Origin of the sequence: Nocardioides sp. (genome assembly GCF_964229035.1) — a bacterium.
Classification (GTDB): Bacteria; Actinomycetota; Actinomycetes; order Propionibacteriales; family Nocardioidaceae; genus Nocardioides.
Genome location: NZ_CAXRAZ010000011.1, coordinates 1 through 23984, shown reverse-complemented (window position 1 = coordinate 23984; position 23984 = coordinate 1). Strand labels below are relative to the sequence as shown.

Genomic DNA, 23984 nt, shown 5'->3' with positions numbered 1-23984 from the left:
CGACGTCAGTGGTCGTGGTCGTGACCGTGGCCGACGAGATCGGAACCCGGCGGCGGCGCCTGCTCGCCCACCCGCTCGCGTGCCTCGGCCACGATGTCGCCGGTGGCCAGCCGGACGCGCTCCGCCCCGGCCTCGAGGCTGCGCTTGCCGCGCAGGCCGGCCGCCGCGGTGCTCACGGCCGTCTCACGCAGTACCCCGCCGTCGACGGCCTTCTTGACGCCGTCCCAGGCGGCAGCGCCGACGAGACCCGTGAGGACGGTCGAGCCCGCCTTCGCCAGTAGTGAGAGCATCGTGCTTCCTTGCGGTCGGGGCCGTGCGGCCCGGAGGTCCGATCGGGCTCAGGGTAGCCACAGGGTCAGCGTGGCGCGGCGCGTGGGCGCGGCGGCTCAGGAGTCGGCGAGCCGGGCCGGGAAGCCGCCGGTGGCGATGGGGCCCCAGCGCTCCGGGGTGATGCGCAGCAGCGACTTGCCCTGGTCGATCATCGCCTGGCGGTACTCGTCCCAGTCGGGGTGCTCGCCCGCGATGGAGCGGAAGTAGTCGACGAAGGCGTCGAGGGCGTCGGGGACGTCGAGCACCTCGCAGGTGCCGTCGACCTGCACCCAGGCGTCGTCCCACTCGTCGCTGAGGACGACGACGCTCACCCGCGCGTCGGCGCGGGCGTTGCGCACCTTGGCCCGCTCGGGGTAGGTGGCGATGACGAGGCGGCCCTCGGGATCGACGCCGCCGCTCACCGGCGAGGCCTGCGGCGAGCCGTCGGAGCGACGGGTGATGAGCAGGAAGTGGTGGCGGGGCCGGACGAAGTCGAGCAGCTCGTCGATCTCGACGCGGGTCGCGGTGGCGATGGTGCGGGCCATGGGATCGCTCCTCCGAGAGGCGGGGTGGTCAGCGGGGGGACAGGTCGGCGGTCTGGCAGCCGCCGCTCGGGGCGGCGGCGCCCGGCGCCATCGGCCCGGTGTCGTAGGTGGCGTAGGCGCCGGTGGTGGAGTCCTCGATGCACAGGGTGAACTCGACCGACTCGGGGTGGTAGAGGTAGCCGCCGACCACCAGGGGCGCGGCGGGGGTGAGCCCGGCGGCCTCGATGCGCTCACGGGCCTCGTCGAGGCTCATCGGGTAGGTCTCGCTGCGCACGGCCGACTCGAGCGCGGGGGCGATCGTGGTGACGGCCTCGACGGCGCCGGCCACCTTGCTCTGCTCGTCGGCGCCGGCCGCTCCGCTCGACAGCGTCGGGGTGGCCGCGGGGTCGATGACCGCGCCGCTGCTCCCCGGGTCGCCGTCGCCCGCTGCGCCCGCGCCGTCGTCGGAGCCGCACGCGGCCAGGCTCAGCGCGAGCGGCAGGCCGGCCGCGACGAGGGCGAGACGTCGCAGCGGCACGGACCGGACGGGAGGCCGGCGACAGCCGAGAGTGCGCACGAGAGGACTCCTCAGAGGTTGCGGGGAGCGGGACTGGCGCGGCCGGAGCCGGGCCTGCCGCGAGCCTACGAGGGCCCTGGGCACGCGGCCGGGCGTCACCGGCGCAGGTCGGCCCAGACGATCTTGCCGCCCGTGCGAGGCTCCACTCCCCAGGCCTGCGCCATGGCGGAGACCAGCAGCAGGCCGCGGCCGTCCTCGGAGCCGATCTCCTGCACCGCCGGCGCCGGCATGCCCGGCCCGTGGTCGCGCACGGCGATGCGCACCGAGGCGGCGGCGCGCGACACGCTCACCTCGTAGGCCGAGTGAGCGTGGTTGACGGCGTTGGCGGCCAGCTCGCTCACCACGAGGTGGGCGATGTCGACCAGGTGCGGCAGCTCCCACTCGAGGAGCCGGTCGCGCACGAAGCTGCGGGCCCGCCCGACCTCGGCGAGGTCGCACGGCAGGGCCAGCGAGCTCGGACCCTCGGTGGCTCCCGCCGCGCGGCGCAGCACGTCGACGAGGTGCTCGACCTCGGCGTCGCGCGACAGGTCGTGGGCGGTGTCGCTGAAGTCGCTCGCGCCGTGGTCGGAGTCGGGGCTGGAGACGATCACGACCCCTGCCGTGGGCGCGTGCTCCTGCACGCGCAGCAGCAGCTCGCGACCACCCAGCTCGGGCAGCCCGAGGTCGAGGACGACGACGTCGGGCGCGAGGTCGCGGGCCAGCGCGACGGCGGTGTCGTCACAGGCGGACTCGCCGACGACGTCGAAGCCGCCCGCCTGGGACAGCGCCGCGCGGACGGCCTCCCGCGAGGTCGGCACGTCGTCGACGAGGAGCACGCGCACGAACGCGCGCCTCGCCTTCTCCGCGCCCTCGCCGGAGGCGCTCATGACGCCCCGCCCGCGGGATCGAGGGCCACGGGGTCGAGGACCACGGGAGCGGCGGTGACCGCGGGGATGTGGTGCACGAGGGACCTCGATGATCGGCGTCGGGGGGCCCGGCGAACGGGGTGGTGGGGGCCGGGGTGGAGCAGGGGTCGTCCGAGAGGTAACCGATCTCCCGCGATGGATCCGGTGGGGTCGGGGGTGAAGCTGGGTGATCTGGATGACCCGGGCGGCGGTGCACCCGGCGGGGCCGGCGGGAGCGGGACCGGCCGACGGCGCGCGCTCAGCGCTCGCGCACGGAGTAGGGCAGTCCGCAGACGTTGAGCACCTGCTGCACGACCGAGCCCGGGGCAGCCACCAGGTCGATGGTGGCACCGAGCTGGTCGGCGTTGCGCTGGGCGACGGCGATGACGCCGATGCCGAGGCTCGGCAGGAGGTCGACCCCGCACAGGTCGAGGGTCAGGTCGCGGCGGTACTCGTCGGAGTGCTCGACGATCTTCGAGCGCAGCACCACCCCGGACACCTCGTCGACCGAGCCGGAGACAAAGAGGGTGGCGGAGTCAGCGTCGTAGCTGCACGCCAGGGGTTGGAGGTCCACGAGCGAGATAGTAGACGGACGCCGACAAGGCGCGACACGCCGAGGGTGGCGCGAGGGTTCACCAGAACCGCGATCCGCTCTCCCCGGCGTGTCGCGGCCCCGCCGGCCTCACCGCGAGCAGGGCAGCCGCTTCACCGCGTGCATGAAGTGGCCGGCCAGCATCTCCGGCTCACCGAGCACCAGGTCGGGCACGCGGGTCAGCAGCTCACGGAAGAGCGCCCGCAGCTGCGCGCGTGCCACGTGGTGACCCAGGCAGTAGTGGATGCCGCCGCCACCGAAGCCGACGTGCGGGTTGGGGTCGCGGGTCAGGTCGAAGCGCCACGGGTCGGCGAACACGGTCTCGTCGCGGTTGGCCGAGGAGTAGAACAGCACCACCTTCTCGCCGGCGGCGATGCGACGACCGCCCAGCTCGACGTCCTCGAGGGCGGTGCGGCGGAAGGTCATCACGGCGCTGCCCCAGCGGATGGACTCCTCGACCAGGCCCGGCAGGTGTCGCTCGAGATCCGCGCCCGCGCCGGCGAGGAGGAGGTCGCGCTGGTCGGGGAACTCGGCGAGGCCGAGCAGGCCGTGGGTGGTGGTGTTGCGCGTGGTGTCGTTGCCGGCGATGGCCAGGAGCACGAAGTAGGAGCGGATGTCGTCGTCGCTGAGGCGCTCGCCGTCGACCTCGGCCTGGACGAGGGCGCTCATGAGGTCGTCCGCGGGCTGCGAGCGACGGGCGTCGATGAGGTTCTGAGCGACGTCGTGCAGGTCGCCGATCCCCATCATCAGCGCCATCAGCGGGTCGCCGAACTCGCCCACGTAGGCCGGGTCGTGCAGCCCGACCATCTGGTCGACCGCACCCACGACGCGCGCGCGGTCCTCCTGCGGCACGCCGAGCATCTCCGAGATGGTCCACAGCGGCAACCGGGTCGACACCTGCTCGACGAGGTCGCGGGGCCCCTCGTCGAGGAAGGCGTCCACGATCGCCGCGGCCTGGGCGCGGATCTGCTCCTCGATCACCCGGATCCGGCGCGGCGTGAAGGCCGAGGCGAGCAGCCGGCGGGTGACGTTGTGCCGCGGCTCGTCCATGGCGAGGATCGACTGGGTCATCTCCAGCACCTCGGCGGGAACGTCCTCGAACATCACGCCCCCGTGCTCGGGGGCCGAGGAGAAGCGCCGGTGGTCGCGGCTCACCGCCTCTACGTCGCCGTGGCGGACGACGGCCCAGTAGCCGGGCCCGCGCCCGCCATCGCCCTCAGCCTCGTCGGGCTCGCCGAGCAGCGAGCCCTCGGCCGGCGGGTGCCACGACACCGGGCGCTCGCGGCGCAGCTCGGCGAAGGCGAGGTCGCGCTCGCGGTCGCTGCCCGCCCAGAAGGCGTGGCTGGAGATGTCGATCGGGTCGTACGACGTGAGGCTGGTCACGAGGGCGACCATAAGTTAAGTTACGACCACTGTCGAGAGGCCCTGCGGCCCGAGTGATCACCGAGGTGGAGCGATGACCAGCACCCGCGCGCACGAGTCGGCCGGGCGGGAGTCGGGCCGGGGCCAGGAGACGGCGGTCGAGGCCGTCACCCGGCTGCGAGCGACCCACGCGACCGGACGCACCCGACCGGCGAGCTGGCGCCTCGAGCAGCTGGCGGCCCTCGAGCGGCTGCTCAAGGAGGGCGAGCCCGCCATCGCCGCCGCCCTGGAGGCCGACCTCGGGCGCCCGGCGAACGACACCTACCTCGGCGACGTCGCACCGACGGCCGCCGAGGCGCGCCACGCACGCAAGCACCTGCAGCGGTGGATGCGCCCGCAGCGTGCGGGACTGCCCCTCTCGCAGCAGCCCGGCAAGGCCTGGATCGAGTACCAGCCGCTCGGCGTCGCGGTGATCATCGGGCCCTGGAACTACCCCTTCTACCTGACCCTCGGTCCCCTCGTGGCCGCCATCGCGGCGGGTGACTGCGCGGTCCTCAAGCCCTCCGAGCACACGCCGAACGCCGCGCGGGTGCTGGGCGAGCTGGTGCGCCGCCACCTCGACACCGACGCGTTCGTCGTCCTCGAGGGCGGGCCGGAGGTCACCCAGGAGATCCTGGAGCAGGGCCTCGACCTCGCCTTCTTCACCGGCGGCCCCGAGATCGGCAAGGCGGTGATGGCCACCGCGGCCCAGCACCTCACACCGGTGATCCTCGAGCTCGGGGGCAAGTGCCCCATCTACGTGGCCGAGGACGCCAACATCGCCGTCGCCGCGCGCCGCATCGCCTGGACGAAGCTGCTCAACTCCGGGCAGACCTGCGTCGCACCCGACTACGTGATGGTCGAGCGGTCCGTGCTCGCCCCGTTCCAGCGGGCCCTGCTCGATGAGCTGCGCGCGCTCAGCCCCAACGGCGACGGCGGCCGACGCCTGCCGATCGTCAACAGCCGGCACGCCGCCCGCCTGCGCGGCCTGCTCGAGGCCCACGGCGGCAGCGTGATCGCGGGGGGCGACATCGACGTCGACGCGGGCCGGGCCGACCTGACCGTCGTCCTCGACCCCGACGTGGCCAGCCCTCTGATGACGGAGGAGATCTTCGGGCCGATCCTGCCGCTCGTGCCGGTCGACGGCCTCGGCGCCGCGCTCGAGCACATCGCCACCGGTTCCAAGCCGCTGGCGGCCTCGGTGTTCACCGAGGACGACGCGGTGGCCCGCCGCTTCCGCGACGGCGTGAGCGCCGGCGCGGTGCTCACCAACCACGTGGCGGTGCACGTGCTCGCCCCCGGCCTCCCCTTCGGCGGGGTCGGCACGAGCGGGATGGGCGCCTACCACGGGCGCTACGGCTTCGAGGCCTTCAGCCACCGCTCCTCGCACGTGAGCCGGCCGACCGGCTTCGACCCCCGCATCGTCTACCCGCCCTACAACCGACTCACCCGCCGCGTGATCCGCGCGCTGTTCTGAGCCGGCCCGGCGGCCACTAGGGTCGTCGGAGATCGGGCGCGGCCCGGGAGCGAGGGGGTGGGTCGCCGTGGCGCGACGCGTGGGAGCACAGGACTACTTCGACGTCACGATGGACCTGCTGGCCGCCGAGGGCTACCCGGCGCTCAAGCAGCAGCGGCTGTGCCAGGCCCTCGGGGTGACCACCGGCTCCTTCTACACGCACTTCGGCAGCTGGCAGGACTTCACCGGCCGCTTCCTCGAGCACTGGACCGAGCAGCGCACCCTGCAGATCGCCGAGCTCGCCGACCAGGCCGAGGACCCCATCGCGGCACTCACCCTGCTGCGCGAGCGCGCGCTGAGCACCCCTCACCGCTCGGAGGCCGCGATCCGCGCCTGGAGTCTGGCCGATCCGACGGTGGCCGCCACCCAGGCGCGCGTGGACCGGCTGCGCGAGGAGGCGATCTTCCGGGCGATGTCGAAGATGTTCGACGACGCCGAGGAGGCGCGGCACTTCGCCCGGATGGCGATGTTCACGCTCGTGGGGTTCGAGCAGATCGAGGCCAACGACGCGCGCCCCGAGCACCTGGACGCCGTCCTCCAGCGGATCCTCGTCGCCGTCGTCGAGGCCTCGGGCTGGACGACGGAGGCGGTCCGCAGCCGCTGAGCGCCACCCTCTTTCACCATTCCATAAGTTGACTTATGCTCGCGGGGAGGAGCGGCGACGAGGCCGCCCGCGCACACCCCGAGGGGGACCCCATGGCCACATCACAGACCCCGACACGGCGGCTGCACGGACGCCGCGTCGCGATCACCGGAGCCGCTCGGGGCATCGGCCTGGCGACCGCGCGCGCATGCCTGGCCGAGGGGGCCAGCGTCGTCCTCGGCGACGTGGACGAGGTGGCCGTCAAGGAGGCCGCCGCAGGGCTCGGCGACCGCGCGCTGGCGCTGAGCCTCGACGTCACCGACGCCGCGAGCCTGGCCTCCTTCGTCGACGAGGCCGCCGCCTGGCTCGGCGGCCTGGACGTGATGATCAACAACGCGGGCGTGATGCCGATCGGCCCCTTCCTCGACCTCGAGGACGACGTCGAGCACCGCTCGCTCCTCATCAACGTGCAGGGCGTGCTCACGGGCATGCGCCTGGCCCTACGCCGCTTCACCGCCCAGGGCCACGGGCACGTCGTCAACGTGGCCTCGACCGCCGGCCTGGCCCCGATCCCCGGCGGCGTCACGTACTGCGCCGAGAAGGCGGCGGTCATCCACGCCACCGAGGCCGCCCGCGTGGAGTTCGGCAGCGAGCGGCTGCACCTGACCTGCGTGATGCCCGCCTTCACCAACACCGACCTCGTCGCCGGCACCTCGGGCCTGAAGGGCATCGCCAACATCGAGCCCGAGGACGTCGCCGCGGGTATCGTCGAGGCGCTGCACTCCGGGCGCAAGGACGTCTTCGTGCCGCGCATCGTCGGGCCGATGCTGCGCTCCCAGCCCTTCCTCGGCCGACGCCTGCGCGACGCGCTCAACACCCGCATGGGCGCCTACGACACCTTCCTGCGCTTCGACGCCGCGGCGCGCGCCGACTACGCCGCGCGGGTCAAGCGGTCCTGAGCGGCGCCGGCCGCCGCGGGCGAGGGGCTCAGACGAGCAGGTCGTGGCGGCCGTCGTCCTCGAGCCGCTGGACGTAGGCGGGCATGAGCTTCGTCGACAGCGGGGCGAGCTTCAGCAGAGCCGCGACACTGCCCTCGACCTTGATCTGGCGGCGCCCCATCGCGAGCGGGAGGCTCACCTTGCCCTGCCAATAGGCGCTCGCGATGTCGGCCGACATCGTCATCGTCGCGGTGGGCGCGGGCATCGACGCCCTGTCGCCGACGGTCCCGGTGGCGGTGTCGACCACGAGCACGGTGTCCGGATCGCTCAGCACGAACCCGAGCACCAGGCCCGTGGCCCGCAGCTTCGGGCCGACCTCGGTGTCGGCGAAGGCGTCGACGAAGACGCCGCCGATGTAGTCACGGACCTCGTCGCTGTCGGCGAACGGCATCGGGAGCCTCCTCTAGACTGGAACCGCCCGAATCATAACTCATCTTATGCTCACCCGGAGGTGTGCCGTGCGCTCGCGCTTCTACGACCAGGTCCACGAGGAGTTCCGCGCCGCGGTGCGGCCCTTCCTGGAGAAGGAGGTCGCCCCCCGCGTCGAGGAGTGGGAGGACGCGCGAGCCGTCGACCGCAGCGCCTGGACGGCGGCCGCCGAGATCGGGCTGCTCGGCTTCTTGATCCCCGAGGAGTACGGCGGTCTCGGCGAGCCGGACTACCGCTTCCGCTGCGTGGTGGCCGAGGAGACCGCGCGCGTGAACGCCACCTCCTACGCGCTCACCCTCGGCCTGCAGGACGACCTCGTCTCGCCCTACCTGGTCGACCTCGGCAGCGACGAGCAGAAGAAGCGCTGGCTGCCCGGCATGGCCGCCGGCGAGCTCATCGGCGCCCTCGGCCTCACCGAGCCGGGCGCGGGCTCCGACCTGCAGGGCATCTCCACCCGAGCCGTGCGCGACGGCTCCGACTGGGTGCTCAACGGCGCCAAGACCTTCATCTCCAGCGGCATCCAGGCCGACCACGTCGTCGTCTTCGCCCGCACCGATCCCGACGCCGGCTCGCGCGGCTTCTCGCTGTTCGTCGTCGAGCGCGACATGCCCGGCTTCGAGCGCGGGCGCCAGCTGCGCAAGGTGGGGCTCGACGGGCAGGACACCGCCGAGCTCTTCTTCTCCGACGTGCGCATCCCCGCCGACAACGTGCTCGGCGAGGTCGGCCAGGGCCTGCCCTACCTGATGCAGCGCCTGCCTCGCGAGCGCATGTACATCGCGATGGGTGCGCTGGCGGCGGCCGAGGCCACCTTGCAGCAGACGCTGGAGTACACCGCCGAACGCACCGCCTTCAAGTCCTCCATCAGCTCCTTCCAGCACTCCCGCTTCGAGCTGGCCGAGATGGAGACCGAGCTCGACGTCGCCCGCGCCTACATCGAGCGGTGCGTCGAGGCGCTCAACGAGGAGGACCTCACCGCGGTGGACGCCGCCAAGGCCAAGTGGTGGCTCACCGAGCTGCAGCTGAGGATCACCACCCGCTGCGTCCAGCTGTTCGGCGGCTACGGCTACATGCTGGAGTACCCGGTGGGCCGGGCCTACCGCGACGCCCGCATCCAGACGATCTACGGCGGGACGACCGAGATCATGAAGGAGATCATCGGGCGCGACCAGGCGGCCCGCTACCGCGCGAAGTGACCTCGGCCCCGCCTCGGGGCGGGGTGGGCGGCGGGCCGGATCGCGTCAGTCGCGGTACCGGCCCGCGATGTCGCGGCCGATGATCTCCTTCATGATCTGACTGGTGCCGCCGTAGATGGTCTGCACCCGGCAGTCGCGGTAGGCGCGCCCGATGGGGTACTCGTTCATGAAGCCGTAGCCGCCGAAGAGCTGCAGGCAGCGCGAGGTCACGCGCACCTGCATCTCAGTGAGCCACAACTTGGCCTTGGACGCCTCGGCCGTGGTGAGCGTGCCGTCATTCAGTGCGAGGGCGGCGTTCTGCACGTAGGCGCGGCCGACCTCGACCTCGGTCTCGAGATCGGCGAGCTCGAAGCGCGTGGCCTGGAGGTCGCCGACCCGCTGACCGAAGGCCTGCCGCTCGAAGACGTAGTCGCGCGTCCAGGCCAGCGCGGCCTCCGCGCCGGCGAGCGCCTGGACGGCGAGCGAGAGCCGCTCCTGCGGCAGGCGCTGCATCAGGTAGATGAGCCCCTGACCCTCCTCACCCAGCAGGTTCTCGGCCGGCAGACGCACGTCGGAGAAGAAGAGCTCGGCGGTGTCCTGACCGGGGATGCCCACCTTGTCGAGCTTGCGACCGCGCTCGAAGCCGGGCATGTCGCGCTCGACGACGAAGAGCGAGAAACCGCGCGAGCCGGCGTCGGGGTCCGTGCGGGCGAAGACGACCACCAGGTCGGCGTTGATGCCGTTGGTGATGAAGGTCTTGGCGCCGTTGAGCACCCAGTGGGCGCCGTCGCGCACGGCGCTCGTGCGGATGCCCTGCAGGTCGGAGCCGGCACCCGGCTCGGTCATCGCGATCGCGGTGATGATCTCGCCGCTGGCGATGCCGGGCAGCCACTCCTTCCTCTGCTCCTCGCTCGGGAGGTCGAGGAAGTAGGGCAGCACGATGTCGTCCTGCAGCCGCAGCCCGAGGCTGTAGGAGCTCGCGCCGACCGCGGCCATCTCCTCGGCCGCCACCATCGGGAAGCGGAAGTCCGACTCGCCGCCGCCGCCGAACTCCTCGGGCACGGCCACGCCGAGGATGCCGTTCGCACCCGCGGCCAGCCAGGCGCTGCGCGGCACGAGACGCTCCTCCTCCCACTGCAGGTAGTGGGGCTCCACCTCGCGCTTGACGAACTCCCGCACCGAGGCGCGGTAGGCCTCGTGGTCGTCGGTGTAGAAGCCCAGACGGTGGTTGAGCGACGGCGAGGTGCTCATCGAGCGATCTCCTTCGACGGGTGCGAGGTGCGGGGCGCGGGTTGCGGTGGAGCGGGCGACATTCCGCGGACTAAACAGTCAGCGCTGACCGGTTACTGCGACTGTAGCCTGCCCGGACGTCGTCCACCAGCCTGGCACGCAGCCCGAGGGAGCCCGCCATGACGCAGACGCCGGCGCCCCGCGCCGTGCAGAGTCGCAGCGTCGACGTGCGCCGTCGCATCCTCGACGCCGCCGTGGAGGTGATGCTCGAGGAGGGCTACGCCGGGGCCTCGACCCTGCGCATCCAGGAGCGGGCGGGCGTGACCCGCGGGCGACTGCTGCACCACTACCCCTCGCGCGAGGCGCTCCTCATCGCCGCCTCGCAGCACCTCGCCCGCGCGCGGGTGGGCGAGCTCGGCGCCCGCCACGAGTGGCCCGACGAGCTCGGCCCGCGCATCGACGCCGTGGTGGCCACGATGGCCGAGACCTTCACCCAGCCCTACTTCTGGGCGGCCACCGAGCTCTGGGTCGCCGCCCGCACCCGACCTTCGCTGCGCGAGGCGCTGCTGCCGGGGGAGCGCGAGATCGCCCGGGCCGTTCGCGAGTCGATGGACGACTTCTTCGGCCCCGAGCTCGTCGCCCGGCCCGGCTACGAGGCCGTGCGCGAGGTGGTGTTCACGAGCCTGCGCGGCATGGCGCTCACCAAGGCCTTCGACCCGCGCGAGGAGCCCACCCGTCGTCACGTGGAGCGCCTCCAGCAGCTGGCCCGCACCGCTCTGCTCGGCTGACCGGATCCGCCCCCTCGGCGCACCAAACCCGCCCCCTCGACGCATCAAATGCGCCCCCTCGGCGCACCCAATGCGCCCCCTCGGCGTACCAAATGTGCCACCTGGGCGCCGCGGCGTGGTGGGCGGCGGCAGGATGTGCGCATGCCTGCCGAGAACACGCCCGTGCGCGAGGACGTCTGGTTCGACAGCCACGGGAGCCGGTGCCACGCCTGGCTGTACCGGCCGGCCGGGAGCACCGCGCACCCGGACGTGCTGCGGCCCGCGGTCGTGATCGCCGCCGGGCTCGGGGCCACCAAGTCGATGGGCATGGGCGCCTACGCCGAGCGCTTCGCCGCCGCCGGCTACGTGTGCCTCGTCTTCGACTACCGCTACTTCGGCCTGAGCGAGGGCAGCCCGCGGCAGTGGCTCTCGGTGCCGGCCCAGCTCGACGACTGGACGGCGGCCGTGGCGCACGTGCGCTCACTGCCCGGTGTCGATCCCGAGAACGTCGCGGTGTGGGGCACCAGCTTCGGCGGCGGGCACGCGATCAGCATGGCCGCCCGCGACTCCCGACTGGCCGCGGCGATCGCGCAGTGCCCGTTCACCGACGGCGTGGCCTCCTCGCTGGCGGTGCGGCCCTCGACGTCCGCGCGCCTGACCGCGCTCGCGGTGCGCGACAAGGTGCGCGCCGCTCGCGGCGGTGAGCCGCTCTACGCCGACAACGCCGGCGCGCCCGGCTCGGTGGCCTTCATGACCGCACCCGACGCCGCCCCCGGCATGGATGCGCTCTCGGGCGACGCCCCCGACCGGCAGAACCGGCTGACGGCGCGGTCGCTGTTCGACATCCTCACCTACGCGCCGGGGCGCTCGGCCAAGCGGATCGCGTGCCCCATCTTCGTGGCGCTGTGCGACCCCGACACCGTGGCGCCGGCCGGCACCGCGCGGCGCCAGCTCAGCCGCGCGCCGCGCGCGGAGATCCGCACCTACCCGGTGGGGCACTTCGACATCTACCTCGGCGAGGCCTTCGAGGAGGCGGTCGGCGACTACCTCGACTTCCTCGGCCGGCACGCCCCGGTGCCGGTCACAGGATGAGCAGCAGGCTCCGCGCGACGTCGATGAGCTGGTCCTCCATCCCCGCGGCGGACGACGCCGGGTCCGGGTGCAGGCTCCAGTCGTGGACGACGACCGTGATCGCGCCGAAGAGGCACAGCGCGAGGAAGCGGTAGTCGCGCGCGGGGACCTCGCCGCGCTCGACAGCGAGAGCCGCCTCGCGCTCGAGGACCTCGACGATGGCGTTGCGCAGCTCCACCCGCTGCGCCTCCATGCGCGGGCTCACGCCGATGGCCTCAACGAAGGCCACCCGCGCGGCACTCGGGTCGGCGAACAGCGGCCCCAGGTAGGCGCGCAGCCCGGCGGAGAGCCGCGCCTCGACAGGAGCCTCGCGCTGCACCTCGAGCGCGGCGACGACGGCGGCGTACGAGCTGCCGGCCAGCGTCGCGTAGAGGTCGAGGAGCACGTCCTCCTTCTGCTGGTAGCGCTGGTAGAAGTGCCGGGTCGACACCTTCGCGGTGCTGCACAGCCGCTCCACCGGCACCCGGCCGTACCCCTCGGAACCGAACAGCTCGAGCGCCGCGCTCAACAGCCGCTCGCGTCGATCGGCGTCGCGCTCGTCGAAGGACCGACCGGCGTAGGTCCGGTGGTGGGGTGCACGATCGGACGCGGTCACGGTCGGCATCGTAGGGGCACGGCGGCCGCTGGTACGCCGGCGTCCCATCCCGCCGACCGGCGTGCCCGCGCGAGGCGACGGGGCTACAGCTCGGCGGCCACGAGGGCGATCGAGGCGGCCGTGGCCGTGCGCACCAGCTCGTCGACGGCGGCCGGGTCCTCGAGCGCGCCGTCCTCGACCGAGGTGGCGAGGAGCTCGCGCAGACCGCCGAGGAGCACGACGGTCGCCGCGCGCGACGGCGGCCGGATCCCCGAGGCGGCGATCCCGGGGTGCGCCGCGAGCGCGCTCGTGAGGTCGACGAAGGACTCCAGCAGCTCGCGCTGCAGCTCGCGTCCGGCCGGCAGGGACGACAGCTCGCGGATCCAGCTGCGCACCAGCAGCGGGTCGTCGACCGCTGCGCGGGCCCAGGCGGCGACGGCCTGCCCGATCTGGGCGTCCCACGTGGCGGCGGGGTCGACGGCCTCGGCCGTGGCGGCGATGATGCGCCGGTTCTCCCGGCGCATGAGCTCCACGTAGCACTCCTCGAGGCTGGCGAAGTGCTCGTAGAAGGTGCGGCGCGAGGTGCGCGCCAGGCGCACGACGTCGGCCACGCTCACCGCCGCGAAACGGTCGGCGCGGACCGCGTCGGCGAGACCGTCGAGCAGGCGGGCGCGGTGGGAGGCCGCGCGCTCGGTGGCCGACGGGGTCGTAGTCACGGATCCGAAACTACCTGCGCGGCCCCTGCCCGGTGGCCGGGGTGGTGTCGGCCACGTCGACCCGAACCCCGGATCCTGCCCCGCACGGTGCCGGTGCGTGCCACGATGTCGCCCACGGGCCGCCTCGGCTCGTGGAACGGGGGGATCGGGGTCATGACAGCGCGCGCCATCGTGATCGAGGACGCACCGGAGTTCGCCGCACTCGCGCGGCACGTGCTCGAGGACGCCGGCTACGACGTCACCGTCGTCGCGGACGGCGCCGACGGCGTGGCGGCCGTGCGCAGCCTCGCTCCCGAGATGGTCATGGTCGACCTCGGACTGCCCCGCCTCGACGGCATCGAGGTGTGCCGCCAGGTGCGCACCTTCAGCGACGCCTACCTGATGGTCGTCACCGGCCGCGACGGCGAGGCCGAGCTGGTGAAGGGCTTCGAGGCGGGAGCCGACGACTACGTCACCAAGCCCTACTCCCCGGCCGAGCTCGGCGCGCGGGTGAGCGCGCTGCAGCGGCGTCCGCGCACGGTGGCGGGCCAGAACGGCGAGGTGCGCGAGTACGGCCCGCTGCGGCTCGACCCGGCCGCCCGCGAGGTGAGCCTCCACGGCCAGCGCCTGCACCTGACCCGCACCGAGTTCGACATCCTCGACCGACTCACCAGCTCGCCGGGCACCACGGTGAGCCGCACCCAGCTGAGCCAGCAGGTGTGGGGCGCCGCCCCGGCGGTCGGGTCCAGCGTGCTGGACGTGCACGTGGGCAACCTGCGCAAGAAGCTCGGCGAGCCCTCCCGTCGTCCACGCCTGATCGTCAGCGTGCGCGGCGTGGGTTTCCGCTTCGAGGCCCCGGAGACGGAGGCCCTCCGCTCCCGCTGGGCGGTCTCGTGAGCCGCCCGACCTCCCGCACCCGCATCGGGCGTCAGCCCCGGGTGGTCAGCCAGCCCTCGAGCTCGTGGACGACGGCCGCGAGCTGCTCGCGGAGACGGTCGCGCTGCTGCTGCCAGTCGGCGGCGCCGGCCTCGGCCGACTGCTGCAGCCGGCCGGTGGACTCCGCGAGCGCGGCGGCGCCCACGAGCCGCGCACCCGAGCGCACGGTGTGCGCGGCGCGCGCCACCTGGTCGGGCTGCGACACTGCGAGCGCGGCGTCGCGCTGCGGTGCCGCCTGCACGAACAACCGCACGACCTCGAGGGTCTCGGCCTCCCCGATCTGCGCGGCCAGCGCATCGAGGGCGCCGAGGTCGACGGTGTCGCTCACGCCGCGATTCTAGGTGGGGACAGGCAGATGGATCGATCGTCGGTGACGCGCGGTTCCCGCGCCTCCGCCGCCGACCGGGCGCACCCGGCCGGCCGCGCCGCCGAGGCCGTCGACGGCGAGCTTCTCGGCTCCGACGCCGACGAGAGCCCCGCGCGTCGTCCGCGCTGGTGGGGGGTGGCGGCCGCGGTGGCGATGGCGCTGGTGGCGCTCTCGCTGGTGGGTGCGGTGGTCAACACCCTGCGCGACGAGCCGACCCGCGCTCCGGTGCGCGCGGCCTCGACCACCGAGGGGGCGGTCCGGGTGAGCCCGGCCGCGCCGCACGAGGGGGCGCTGCCCGCCCCCACCGGACCGGTGGTGCTGACCCTGCGCGACGTCCCGCGCCCGAACGTGGGCCGTGACCTGCGCCTCGACCTCGCGCTCCTCGACTCCCTGGGCACCTGGCAGCTGGAGGCCGACGACCGCCAGGCCACCGGACGACGCGCCCGCTTCACCGGCCCGCTGCTGCGCGACGTGCTGGCCGCCGCCGGGATCGACGGCCGCGGCGCCCGCGCCCTCGAGCTGCACACGGTCGCGCTGAACGACTACCGCGTCGACATCCCCGTGCGCGATGCCCTGGAGATGCCGGTGCTCCTCGCCACCCGCACCGACGGCCGCACGATGAGCGTGGCCGCCTACGGTCCGACCCGGGTGATCTACCCGACCTCGGGCTACGACCTCGATCCGAGCATCTACGAGCCGCGCTGGATCTGGCAGCTCACGTCGATGACCGTCTCCTGAGTCCGATGGTGCGACGGGCGCGGCTGCTGCGACGAGGCGGGGGCAGCGGGGACGGTTCCCGAGGGGCGGTCGGCCCGTTCAGTCGCGCGCTCGCCCTGCTCGCGGTGGCCGCGCTCGTGGCCATCACCGTCACGGCCGTCGACGTCTACCTGCTCACCCGCGACCTGCGCGCCAGCGTCCAGCAGGCCACGGCCGTGGCCGACGTCAACGTGCGCACCGTGACGCAGACCCAGCGTCAGCTGCTGCGCCTGGAGATCGCGGTGCTGGAGCACACGCCCGGAGGCTCGCGCAGCGAGGTCGACCTCGCCGTCGACCTCACCACGCAGCGGGCCCAGGAGACCGCACTGCCCTTCAACCGCCCGGCGCTGCGCAGCGACGAGCTCGCCGACGACGCGGTGACGGCCTGGAACACCTGGATGCAGGTCGCGCGACCGGCCGTGGAGGCCTACCTCGACGGCGGGCGCGCCACCCAGCGCGCCACCGCCATCGACGCGCTGGACGAGCTCGAACTGCGCTACAACGACATCGCACGGGTGGCGTCGGTCAACCGCAAGGTCGCGGGCGGTCGGGCGGCCGACGACGCGCTCCGACTGCTCGACCGCACCCGCAGCCTCCTGGTGGTGGTGGGCACGAGCCTGATGGTCGGGGCGGCGTCGCTGGCCGGTCTCGTCGCAGCGGCCCGCCGCATCGCCACCGCTCGCCGGCGCCACCAGCGCGAGCTCCTCACCCTCAACGCCGGGCTCACCGAGCTCGCCGAGGTGGTGCGCACGACCGGGGCGCTCGTCGTCCGCACCGACACGGGCGGGCACATCGAGTGGGTCAACGACGCCGTGGCCCGCCTGCTCGACGCGGAGCCCCAGTCGCTCATCGGGCTGGGGCTCGACGACGTCGACGCCGCCGTGATGCGACTGGACGCCGGCGGCAGGAGCCTCGAGGAGTCGCTCGCGGTGGCCCTGCCCTTCACGGGGGAACTGGCGCTGCCCGAGCGCGGCGTGCACCTCACCGTGGTGGCCACGCCGGCACTCGACGCGAGCGGACGCCACGCCGGTTGGAACGTGGTCGGCAACGACATCACCGACAAGGTCCGCCGCCGCGAGCTGCTCGAGAAGGCCCGCGAGGATGCCGAGCGCGTGGCGGACGAGAAGTCCCGCTTCCTGGCCACCATGAGCCACGAGATCCGCACGCCGCTCAACGCGGTGCTCGGACTGCAGGAGGCGCTCGCCCACACCCGCCTGGACGACGACCAGGCCACGCACCTGCAGCAGGCGCGGGTCAGTGCCCAGCACCTGCTCGGCCTCCTGGACGACGCACTCGACTTCTCCGCGCTCGACGCCGGGCGGGTCGACAACCTGCCGGTCCGCTGCGACGTGCGCGCGGTGATCGGGCACCTCACCGACCTCTTCGGCCACGAGGCCCGCGAGCGCGGTCTGCGCCTCGGCTCGTCGATCGCCGCGGACCTGCCAGAGGCCGTGCTGCTCGACGAGTCGCACCTGCGCCGGGTGCTGGTGAACCTCGTCGGCAACGCGTTGAAGTACACCGACCGGGGCGAGGTCGGCCTCGAGGCGCAGTGGCACCCGACCCCCGCGGCGGCGGGCGCGCCCGCGGCGGGCGAGCTCGAGGTGCGGGTGCGCGACACCGGCGTCGGGCTCGATCCCGACCCCGCCGAGGTCGAGCGCCTCTTCGAGCCCTTCCACCGCGCGCCCGGCACGCGTGATCGCACCCGCGGCACCGGCCTGGGCCTGTGGATCTGCCGGCGCGTGGTCGACCTCATGGGCGGTCGGCTGACGCTGGAGCCCGCGGCGGCTCCGGCGTCCGGCACGATCGCACGGGTCGTGCTACCGACCACGGTGGCGCCCGAGGACGGCGCGCCGTGCGCCGAGCACGCCGAGCACGCCGAGCACGCCGAGAACGCCGACCCCGCCGGCTCCGCGAGGCCCGGACCCGACCCGCTGTCGGGCCTGCGCGTGCTGGTGGCCGACGACGACGAGATCAACCGGGTCGTGCTCAGCTCCCTGCTGCGCCGCCTGGACATCGAGCCCACCGTCGCGCTCGGGGGCGGGGAGGCCCGCGACGCGCTCCTCGCCGCCGGTGACGGCTTCGACGTGGCCCTGCTCGACCAGCGCATGCCCGACCTCGACGGCACCGAGGTGGCCGCCGAGGTCCGCGCGGTCTGGGCCGGCCGCGCGCCCGGCGCTCCGCGTGGACGACGCCCGCGCCTCGTCGTCGTCACGGCCGACGGGCTGCCCGGCGACCGTGAGCGACTGCTGCAGGCCGGCATGGACGACTACCTCGCCAAGCCGGTGACCCTCGAGGCGCTCCGCGGGGCCCTCGAGCGTGCGGTGCGCACCCACCCCGAGCCCGCCCGCCGCAGCTGACCGGCGCTCGGCCGGATCACGGATCGAGCGCGCCCCAGCGCAGCGCCTCCAGCGCCACCGCCACCTGCACGGGCTCCTCCGCGAGCGGGCGGGGCAGCAGGGTGTCGGCGCGCTCGAGGCGACGCATCACCGTGTTGCGGTGGGTGTAGAGCCGCGCCGCCGCGGCCGAGACGTTGCCGAGGCAGGCGAGGACGACGCGCACGGTCTCGCGCAGCTCCTCCGGGGCGGTGGCCAGGTCGCCGAGGACGTCGGCCACGAACGCTGCGGCGGCCGCGGGCTCGCGCGCGACCAGCGCGGCGAGCCGCACGTCGTCGTAGGCCACCACGCGACCCGGCCGACCGGCTCGGCGGCGGGCGCGCAGCCCGAGACGGCGGGCCTCGGCGGCCTCGAGGTGGCTCGTGCGCAGACCGTCGACGCCGTGCCCCGGGCGTCCGAGGGCCACCGACGCGCCGAGGCCCTCCAGCTCGGACTCGAGCGCGGCCGGTGCTCCGGGGTCGAGGCGCGGCACGGGGAACCAGACCCACAGCGTGCCGGGGGCGGCGTCCACGACGAGGCGCTCGCGGGCGCCGAGCACGCTCATCGTGCGCTCGGCGGCGCGGTCGAGGCGGTCGAGGGGGGCCGCGCCGGCGTCGTCGGACCACAGCACGACACCGAGATGGCTGCGGTCCAGGGCGTAGCGCAGCACCGCCTCGGCACGGGCGCGGGGCACCGGCGCACCCTGCAGGAGCAGGCCGACCGTCTCGCGCTGCTCGACGCGCGAGCCGCGGGTGAGGTCGTCGTACTCCGCCACCATGCGCAGCGAGACCGCCTCGACCGTGCGGTCGATGAAGGAGGCGATGGAGGTGGAGGTGACCTCGAGCAGCTCCCGCAGCTCGTCGGGGTCGCGGGTCAGGTCGAAGGCGAGTGCCATCCACCGCTGCCAGGCCACGTTCTGCCCCGTGCGATACGTGTCGAGCCCGATGCCGGACATGCCGCGGCGGGTCATCGCACGCGCCACCTCGATCTGCACGTCGCTGGTGTTGGCGGGCACGGGCTCACCGGGGGCGCGCAGGTTGGCCGTGGCCCACGCCAGGAGGTTGTCGAGGTTGCCGCGGCGCACCGCGTCGCTGAGATCGGGGTCGTCGGCCACTTCCCGCACCAGGCCGGAGGACAGGGTCGCGGCGTCGACGGCACGGATCCACTCGTCGGTGACGGCCAGTGCCTGCTCGGCGCCGAGGCGGATGAGCTCGCGCACGCGCGGCGACGGGGCGGTGGTCACCGGCTCACCGTAGCGCCGACCCTCCCACAGGCGCTGTGCGGATCGCACCGCGAGAGGCAGCAGAGGGTGCAGATCGCCCTTGGCGCACGCTGCGTCCGCGGGGCACTCTGGAGGGGCGCGGCAGACCCTCGCGCGACCCCGACCCGAGGAGAGACCCATGAGCGACCGCGATGCGATCCAGCTCGACGTCCTGATCGTCGGCGCCGGCATCTCCGGCATCGGCGCCGCCCGCTACCTGCTCACCGACCGCCCCGGCACGAGCTTCGCCGTGCTCGAGGCGCGCGCCGACCTGGGCGGCACGTGGGACCTCTTCCGCTACCCCGGCATCCGCTCGGACTCCGACCTGTTCACCTTCAGCTACGAGTTCAAGCCGTGGCGCGACGCCAAGGCGATCGCCAGCGCCGAGAAGATCCTCGACTACCTGCGCGAGACGGTGCACGAGTACGGCATCGAGCGGCACGTCCGCTTCCAGCACCGTGCAGTGAGCGCCGACTGGACGCCCGCGCTCGGACGGTGGGTGGTGCAGGTGCGCCGCGAGGACACCGGCGAAGAGCTCGAGATCCACGCCCGCTGGCTCTTCGGGGCCACCGGCTACTACGACTACGAGTCAGGCTTCACCCCCGAGTTCGCCGGCCGCGAGCGCTTCACCGGGCAGATCGTGCACCCGCAGGCCTGGCCCGAGGACCTCGACTACCAGGGCAAGAAGGTCGTCGTCATCGGCTCGGGCGCCACCGCGGTGACCCTGCTGCCGGCGATGGTGGCCGAGGGCGCCGGACACGTCACGATGCTGCAGCGCACCCCCACCTACATCATGCCGGTGCCCTCCGAGGACGCACTGGCCAACTTCCTGCCCAAGGTGCTCGGTGCGAAGCGCGGCTACGCGGCCGCCCGCGCCAAGTACATCTGGCAGCAGCGCCTGGTCTACAAGTTCTGCCAGGCCCAGCCGAAGCTCGCGCGCCAGCTGATCCGTCGCGTCAACACGCGCTTCCTGCCCGAGGGCTTCGACGTCGACACCCACTTCAACCCGCCCTACGACCCGTGGGACCAGCGGCTGTGCGCGGTGCCGGACGGCGACCTGTTCCGCACCATCCGCAACGGCCAGGCCTCGGTGGTGACCGACCGCATCGAGACCTTCACCGAGAAGGGCATCCTGCTCGCCTCCGGCGAGGAGCTCGAGGCCGACATCATCGTCACCGCCACGGGCTTGAACCTGAAGCTCTTCGGCGGCATCGACATCCGCCTCGAGGGTCGCCCGATCGAGCTGCCGGAGCACGTGGCCTACCGCGGCATGATGCTCAGCGACGTGCCGAACCTCGCCTTCGCGATCGGCTACACGAACTCGTCGTGGACGCTGAAGATCGGGCTGCTGTGCGAGTACTTCACCCGCCTGCTCGGCCACATGGAGGAGCACGGACACGACATCTGCGTGCCGCGCGCACCCGAGATGGAGACCCGTCCGCTCATGGACTTCAGCGCCGGCTACGTGCAGCGGGCGCTCGCCGGACTCCCCCGCCAGGGCGACCGCGCGCCGTGGGCGATGTCGATGAGCTACCTCGACGACGTCAAGCTCGTGCGCGGCGGCCCGGTGGTCGACGAGTTCCTCGAGTTCTCCGCCGCTCCCGACCGCGCGACCGCCACGGTCTGACCGGGCCGACCGGGCCGGCCGCCCCTGCGCGCGCCGGGGGCGGTCAGCGGACGTCGTCCAGGCGGGTGAGGATGCGCTCGCCGATGGCGGCGAGCTGACGCACCTGCGCCCGCGTCAACGGGTCGAGGACGACGCGCCGCACCTCACGCACGTGACCGGGGGCGGCGTCGACCACGGCCGCGTAGCCGGCCTCGGTGAGGGTGGCGAGCACGCTGCGGCCGTCGTCGGGGTCCGCGGCGCGGACGACGTAGCCGCGCGCCTCGAGGCGGGCGACCACCTGTGAGGTGCGCGAGAGGGAGCCCTCGGTGAGCGCGGCGATCTCGCTCATCCGCATCGTGCGCCCCTCGCGCTCGGAGAGCCACGCCATCACGGCGTAGTCGAAGTGGCGCAGGCCGGCGTCGCGGCGCAGCTGGGCGTCGAGCGCCGGCTCGAGGCGCACCATCAGCGCGGTGAGGGCGAGCCAGGCCCGCCGCTCCTCCTCGTCGAGCCAGGGCACGTCGTCGGCGGAGGTCACCGGCTCACCCTACCGGCGTGGGAGTGGCCTCCAATCGCCGGGAATAACTTCAAGGTTGAAGTGATTGCAGCCGTCGTGAGCCTGACCACCGCCTCCCTGGGCACCCCGGAGCCCGAGGGGATCTCCCCCGCGATCTCCCCTGCAATCACCCCGGCGACCGTGCGCGCCCAGGTGCACGTGCCACTGCGACTCCACGACGGCCTGCGCGCTCGCGCCGACGTCACCACCTTCGACAGCCTGGACGACGGTCGCGAGCACCTGGCGCTCGGGCTGGGCGCCTGGCGGCAGAGTCTCGCCACCGCCGCGGCGGGCGGGCCGGCGCCGCTGGTGCGCCTGCACAGCGAGTGCCTCACCGGCGACGTCCTCGGCTCCGAGCGCTGCGACTGCGGACCCCAGCTGCACGAGGCGATCGAGCGGATCGAGGCCGCCGGCGGCGTGCTGCTCTACCTGCGCCAGGAGGGCCGAGGGATCGGGCTCTACGCCAAGCTCGACGCCTACGCCCTGCAGGACTCCGGGCTCGACACCTACGCCGCCAACCGCGCGCTCGGTCGCGGCGACGACGAGCGCGACTACCGCGCCGCCGCGCAGATGCTGCTCGGGCTCGGCATCGACCGGGTGCGCCTGCTCACCAACAACCCCGACAAGGCCGCGCAGCTCGCCGCACTGGGGGTCGAGGTCGAGGAGCAGGTGCCGACCGGCGTCCACGCCACCGCGGCGAACCTGCGCTACCTCGCGGCCAAGCGCGACCACACCGCCCACACGATCGACCTGCCGCTGTCGTCCTGACGGCGACGGTGGTGCGGGCGGGCGCGGGCGGGCTCGGATCGACCGGAGGGGGTACCCGGCGCCGTGACCACCGCGCCCGAGACCCCTCCCGCCCTCACCGCCACCGTGCTGAGCTGCAGCCTGCGCCGCTCGTCGTCCCCGTCGAGCTCGGAGCAGCTGGGGCGCGAGCTGGCCGCCGCGATGGACCGCCACGCCCCCGGCGGCGTACACGCCACGGTGGTGCGGGTGGTCGACCACGACGTGAGGTTCGGGGTGTCGGTCGACGAGGGCGACGGTGACGGCTGGCCTGCGCTGCGTCGCCTCGTCCTGGGCAGCGACATCCTCGTGCTGGCCGTGCCCATCTGGATGGGCCAGACCTCGTCGGTCGCGAAGATGGTGCTCGAGCGCCTCGACGCCGAGATCTCCGAGACCGACGACGAGGGCCGGCCCCTGATGCACGGCAAGGTCGCCGCGATCGCGGTGGTCGGCAACGAGGACGGCGCCCACCACGTCGTCGCCACCTGCGCCCAGGCGCTCAACGACGTGGGCTTCAGCATCGCCGCCAACGGCTGCACCTACTGGGTGGGCGAGGCGATGCACGGCACCGACTACCGCGACCTGCCGAACGGCTCGGAGCAGACGACGAACGCCACCGAGATGGCCGCACGAGCCACCGTGCACCTGGCGGCGCTGCTGAAGGCGCACCCCTACCCGGCCCCCGAGGGCTCCTAGCCCGGGACCGCGCGCCACACGTCGAGTGGCGCCATCCGGTCGGACACCCACGTCACCCGACAGCAGGAGCGCTCAGCGCGACCCGGGCCAGCACGTCGTCCCACTCGCACAGGAAGCGCTCGAGCCCCCAGCGGCGCCGGGCATGCTCGCGCGCCGCCTGCCCGGCCACGCGGGCGGCGTCTCGGTCGTCGACGAAGCGGGCGGTGGCGTCCAGCAGCGCGGCCCGCGAGGTGGTGACGACGCCCGCGTCCGGCGGCACCGACACCGCGGCCTCGGCGGCCGCGACCCCGACCACGGGCAGCCCGAGCAGCATCGCCTCGATGAGGGAGATGTCGAGCGAGGTCCACCGGGCGGTGTGCACGTAGACGCGCCGCCGCGCCAGCTCGACGTGCAGCTCGTGCTGCGGCAGGTCCTCGTAGGTGGTGAGCCCCGGCACGGCGGTGAGGCGGTCGACCCGCAGGCCGAAGACGTCGAGCGGGCGGCGGGCGGCGAGCGGCTCGAGCAGGTCGGTGCCGACGACCCGGCCCCGCCGCAGCGGATCGTTGATGGCGGTGGCCGCGTGGGCGAGCTCGCCGGTGAAGCGGTGGCCGGGGTCGACCACCCCGTGCTCGATCACCGCGGTGGGCGCGCGACCGGTGTCCCAGAAGAGCTGGTTGAACGCGGTGACGTGGACGACGAGCACGTCGTTGCGCTGCGCCATCGGGTGCTGGGCGCACGGCGAGTCGGGGCCGCCCCGCGGGGTGTTGTGCTCGACGTAGACCGCCGGCACGTCACGGCCTGGACGACGACCCGTCCAGCGCTCGACGAGGTCGGCCTCGTGGGGCTGCTGGAGCACCACGACGTCCACGTCCTCCTCGCGCAGTCGTTCCGCCGGGCGCTCCACCACGCTCGCGGGCCAGTCCCGGGTGCGCACCCGGCCCCGTCCGAGCTCGGTGCGGCCGGCGACGACGGGCAGCAGGTAGTCGTGGTCGCCCTGCACGAAGGCCGTCGTCCACGAGCCGTGCACGTGCCAGAGCAGGATCTTCACCGCACCCGGTGCCCCGAGTCGCGCCCTGCTAGCCGGGGTGGAAGTCGCTGAGGCGGAGGTGGGCGCCGATGAGGTGGCCGTGGCCGTGGCGGTCGTAGAGGGGGCGGAAGCGGTGGGTGCCGCGGGGGGTGACGAGGCGTCCGAGGCCGTGGGGGGTGATCCAGGCGTAGATGCCGGGGGCGAGTTGGGTGCAGCGGTAGCCGAGGTGGGTCTTGGCGCGGTGGTCGCGGCGGGTCAGGGGTGCG

Annotated in this window: 26 protein-coding genes and 1 pseudogene; 12 read left to right on the top strand and 15 right to left on the bottom strand. The window is 73.8% G+C overall.

From position 1 onward, the window contains the following. Positions 1–5: 5 nt before the first annotated feature. The 6 genes from ACERUN_RS04235 to ACERUN_RS04210 form a co-directional block, all read right to left on the bottom strand. The gene (locus ACERUN_RS04235) at positions 6–290 is read right to left on the bottom strand and encodes a DUF1490 family protein (protein ID WP_370288502.1); all 285 of its coding nucleotides are present in this window, start codon (positions 288–290) and stop codon (positions 6–8) included. A 96-nt stretch (positions 291–386) separates the two neighbouring features. Continuing rightward, on the bottom strand, positions 387–854 hold the full coding sequence (locus ACERUN_RS04230) for a PPOX class F420-dependent oxidoreductase (RefSeq protein WP_370288500.1): 468 nt from the start codon (positions 852–854) through the stop codon (positions 387–389). Positions 855–882: 28 nt separating this feature from the next. Then, complete coding sequence (locus ACERUN_RS04225; protein WP_370288499.1) at positions 883–1371, bottom strand: hypothetical protein; 489 nt, start codon at positions 1369–1371, stop codon at positions 883–885. Between the two features lie 134 nt (positions 1372–1505). Further along, positions 1506–2276 carry a response regulator gene (locus tag ACERUN_RS04220; RefSeq protein ID WP_370288498.1) on the bottom strand — a complete coding sequence of 257 codons (771 nt, stop codon included), beginning with the start codon at positions 2274–2276 and terminating at the stop codon, positions 1506–1508. A gap of 277 nt (positions 2277–2553) precedes the next feature. After that, positions 2554–2868 (bottom strand): STAS domain-containing protein, encoded by a 315-nt coding sequence (locus tag ACERUN_RS04215; RefSeq protein ID WP_370288497.1) that lies wholly within the window; start codon positions 2866–2868, stop codon positions 2554–2556. Between the two features lie 108 nt (positions 2869–2976). Then, positions 2977–4269 (bottom strand): cytochrome P450, encoded by a 1293-nt coding sequence (locus ACERUN_RS04210; RefSeq protein WP_370288495.1) that lies wholly within the window; start codon positions 4267–4269, stop codon positions 2977–2979. Between the two features lie 73 nt (positions 4270–4342). Here ACERUN_RS04210 and ACERUN_RS04205 point away from each other — a divergent pair, with 73 nt between their 5' ends. From ACERUN_RS04205 to ACERUN_RS04195, 3 genes are all read left to right on the top strand, one after another. Beyond that, positions 4343–5764 (top strand): aldehyde dehydrogenase family protein, encoded by a 1422-nt coding sequence (locus tag ACERUN_RS04205; protein WP_370288493.1) that lies wholly within the window; start codon positions 4343–4345, stop codon positions 5762–5764. A gap of 79 nt (positions 5765–5843) precedes the next feature. Beyond that, on the top strand, positions 5844–6407 hold the full coding sequence (locus tag ACERUN_RS04200; protein ID WP_370288492.1) for a TetR/AcrR family transcriptional regulator: 564 nt from the start codon (positions 5844–5846) through the stop codon (positions 6405–6407). Positions 6408–6499: 92 nt separating this feature from the next. Then, positions 6500–7345, top strand: a complete 846-nt coding sequence (locus ACERUN_RS04195; RefSeq protein ID WP_370288491.1) for an SDR family oxidoreductase — start codon at positions 6500–6502, stop codon at positions 7343–7345. 28 nt (positions 7346–7373) lie between these two features. On the opposite strand, the gene ACERUN_RS04190 is transcribed toward ACERUN_RS04195, so the two are convergent. Beyond that, on the bottom strand, positions 7374–7775 hold the full coding sequence (locus ACERUN_RS04190) for an SCP2 sterol-binding domain-containing protein (protein WP_370288490.1): 402 nt from the start codon (positions 7773–7775) through the stop codon (positions 7374–7376). A 67-nt stretch (positions 7776–7842) separates the two neighbouring features. On the opposite strand from ACERUN_RS04190, the gene ACERUN_RS04185 reads away from it, so the two are divergent. Further along, positions 7843–9006 (top strand): acyl-CoA dehydrogenase family protein, encoded by a 1164-nt coding sequence (locus ACERUN_RS04185; RefSeq protein WP_370288489.1) that lies wholly within the window; start codon positions 7843–7845, stop codon positions 9004–9006. Between the two features lie 45 nt (positions 9007–9051). On the opposite strand, the gene ACERUN_RS04180 is transcribed toward ACERUN_RS04185, so the two are convergent. Further along, entirely contained in the window at positions 9052–10236 is a 1185-nt protein-coding gene (locus ACERUN_RS04180; protein ID WP_370288486.1) for an acyl-CoA dehydrogenase family protein, read from the bottom strand. 158 nt (positions 10237–10394) lie between these two features. On the opposite strand from ACERUN_RS04180, the gene ACERUN_RS04175 reads away from it, so the two are divergent. Next, a complete protein-coding gene (locus ACERUN_RS04175; RefSeq protein ID WP_370288485.1) occupies positions 10395–11003 on the top strand; it encodes a TetR/AcrR family transcriptional regulator in 609 nt (202 codons plus the stop codon). A gap of 141 nt (positions 11004–11144) precedes the next feature. Then, entirely contained in the window at positions 11145–12074 is a 930-nt protein-coding gene (locus ACERUN_RS04170) for an alpha/beta hydrolase (RefSeq protein ID WP_370288484.1), read from the top strand. On the opposite strand, the gene ACERUN_RS04165 is transcribed toward ACERUN_RS04170, so the two are convergent. Both ACERUN_RS04165 and ACERUN_RS04160 read right to left on the bottom strand, forming a co-directional pair. Continuing rightward, a complete protein-coding gene (locus ACERUN_RS04165) occupies positions 12064–12708 on the bottom strand; it encodes a TetR/AcrR family transcriptional regulator (RefSeq protein WP_370288483.1) in 645 nt (214 codons plus the stop codon). The genes ACERUN_RS04170 and ACERUN_RS04165 overlap by 11 nt on opposite strands. Before the next feature lie 83 nt (positions 12709–12791). After that, a complete protein-coding gene (locus ACERUN_RS04160) occupies positions 12792–13403 on the bottom strand; it encodes a TetR/AcrR family transcriptional regulator (protein WP_370288482.1) in 612 nt (203 codons plus the stop codon). A 153-nt stretch (positions 13404–13556) separates the two neighbouring features. Between ACERUN_RS04160 and ACERUN_RS04155 the strand changes: the two genes are divergently transcribed. Continuing rightward, positions 13557–14279 (top strand): response regulator transcription factor, encoded by a 723-nt coding sequence (locus ACERUN_RS04155; protein ID WP_370288481.1) that lies wholly within the window; start codon positions 13557–13559, stop codon positions 14277–14279. A 31-nt stretch (positions 14280–14310) separates the two neighbouring features. On the opposite strand, the gene ACERUN_RS04150 is transcribed toward ACERUN_RS04155, so the two are convergent. Beyond that, entirely contained in the window at positions 14311–14646 is a 336-nt protein-coding gene (locus ACERUN_RS04150; protein ID WP_370288480.1) for an Hpt domain-containing protein, read from the bottom strand. Between the two features lie 27 nt (positions 14647–14673). On the opposite strand from ACERUN_RS04150, the gene ACERUN_RS04145 reads away from it, so the two are divergent. Further along, a complete protein-coding gene (locus ACERUN_RS04145) occupies positions 14674–15423 on the top strand; it encodes a molybdopterin-dependent oxidoreductase (RefSeq protein WP_370288479.1) in 750 nt (249 codons plus the stop codon). Between the two features lie 5 nt (positions 15424–15428). Continuing rightward, positions 15429–17798 carry an ATP-binding protein gene (locus tag ACERUN_RS04140; RefSeq protein WP_370288477.1) on the top strand — a complete coding sequence of 790 codons (2370 nt, stop codon included), beginning with the start codon at positions 15429–15431 and terminating at the stop codon, positions 17796–17798. A 16-nt stretch (positions 17799–17814) separates the two neighbouring features. Here ACERUN_RS04140 and ACERUN_RS04135 read toward each other — a convergent pair whose 3' ends face one another. Next, positions 17815–19056, bottom strand: a complete 1242-nt coding sequence (locus ACERUN_RS04135; RefSeq protein WP_370288476.1) for a PucR family transcriptional regulator — start codon at positions 19054–19056, stop codon at positions 17815–17817. Between the two features lie 157 nt (positions 19057–19213). Between ACERUN_RS04135 and ACERUN_RS04130 the strand changes: the two genes are divergently transcribed. Next, positions 19214–20701 (top strand): flavin-containing monooxygenase, encoded by a 1488-nt coding sequence (locus ACERUN_RS04130; RefSeq protein WP_370288475.1) that lies wholly within the window; start codon positions 19214–19216, stop codon positions 20699–20701. Between the two features lie 43 nt (positions 20702–20744). Here the strand turns inward: ACERUN_RS04130 and ACERUN_RS04125 are convergent, their stop codons facing one another. Beyond that, positions 20745–21215, bottom strand: a complete 471-nt coding sequence (locus ACERUN_RS04125; RefSeq protein WP_370288474.1) for a MarR family winged helix-turn-helix transcriptional regulator — start codon at positions 21213–21215, stop codon at positions 20745–20747. Between the two features lie 75 nt (positions 21216–21290). Here ACERUN_RS04125 and ribA point away from each other — a divergent pair, with 75 nt between their 5' ends. Next, positions 21291–22001 (top strand): GTP cyclohydrolase II, encoded by a 711-nt coding sequence (gene ribA / locus ACERUN_RS04120; protein WP_370288472.1) that lies wholly within the window; start codon positions 21291–21293, stop codon positions 21999–22001. Between the two features lie 63 nt (positions 22002–22064). Beyond that, positions 22065–22712, top strand: a complete 648-nt coding sequence (locus ACERUN_RS04115) for a flavodoxin family protein (protein ID WP_370288470.1) — start codon at positions 22065–22067, stop codon at positions 22710–22712. A 52-nt stretch (positions 22713–22764) separates the two neighbouring features. On the opposite strand, the gene ACERUN_RS04110 is transcribed toward ACERUN_RS04115, so the two are convergent. Both ACERUN_RS04110 and ACERUN_RS04105 read right to left on the bottom strand, forming a co-directional pair. Further along, positions 22765–23739, bottom strand: a complete 975-nt coding sequence (locus ACERUN_RS04110; RefSeq protein ID WP_370288469.1) for a glycosyltransferase — start codon at positions 23737–23739, stop codon at positions 22765–22767. Between the two features lie 28 nt (positions 23740–23767). Beyond that, a pseudogene (locus ACERUN_RS04105) lies at positions 23768–23984 on the bottom strand (hypothetical protein); the annotation flags it as partial.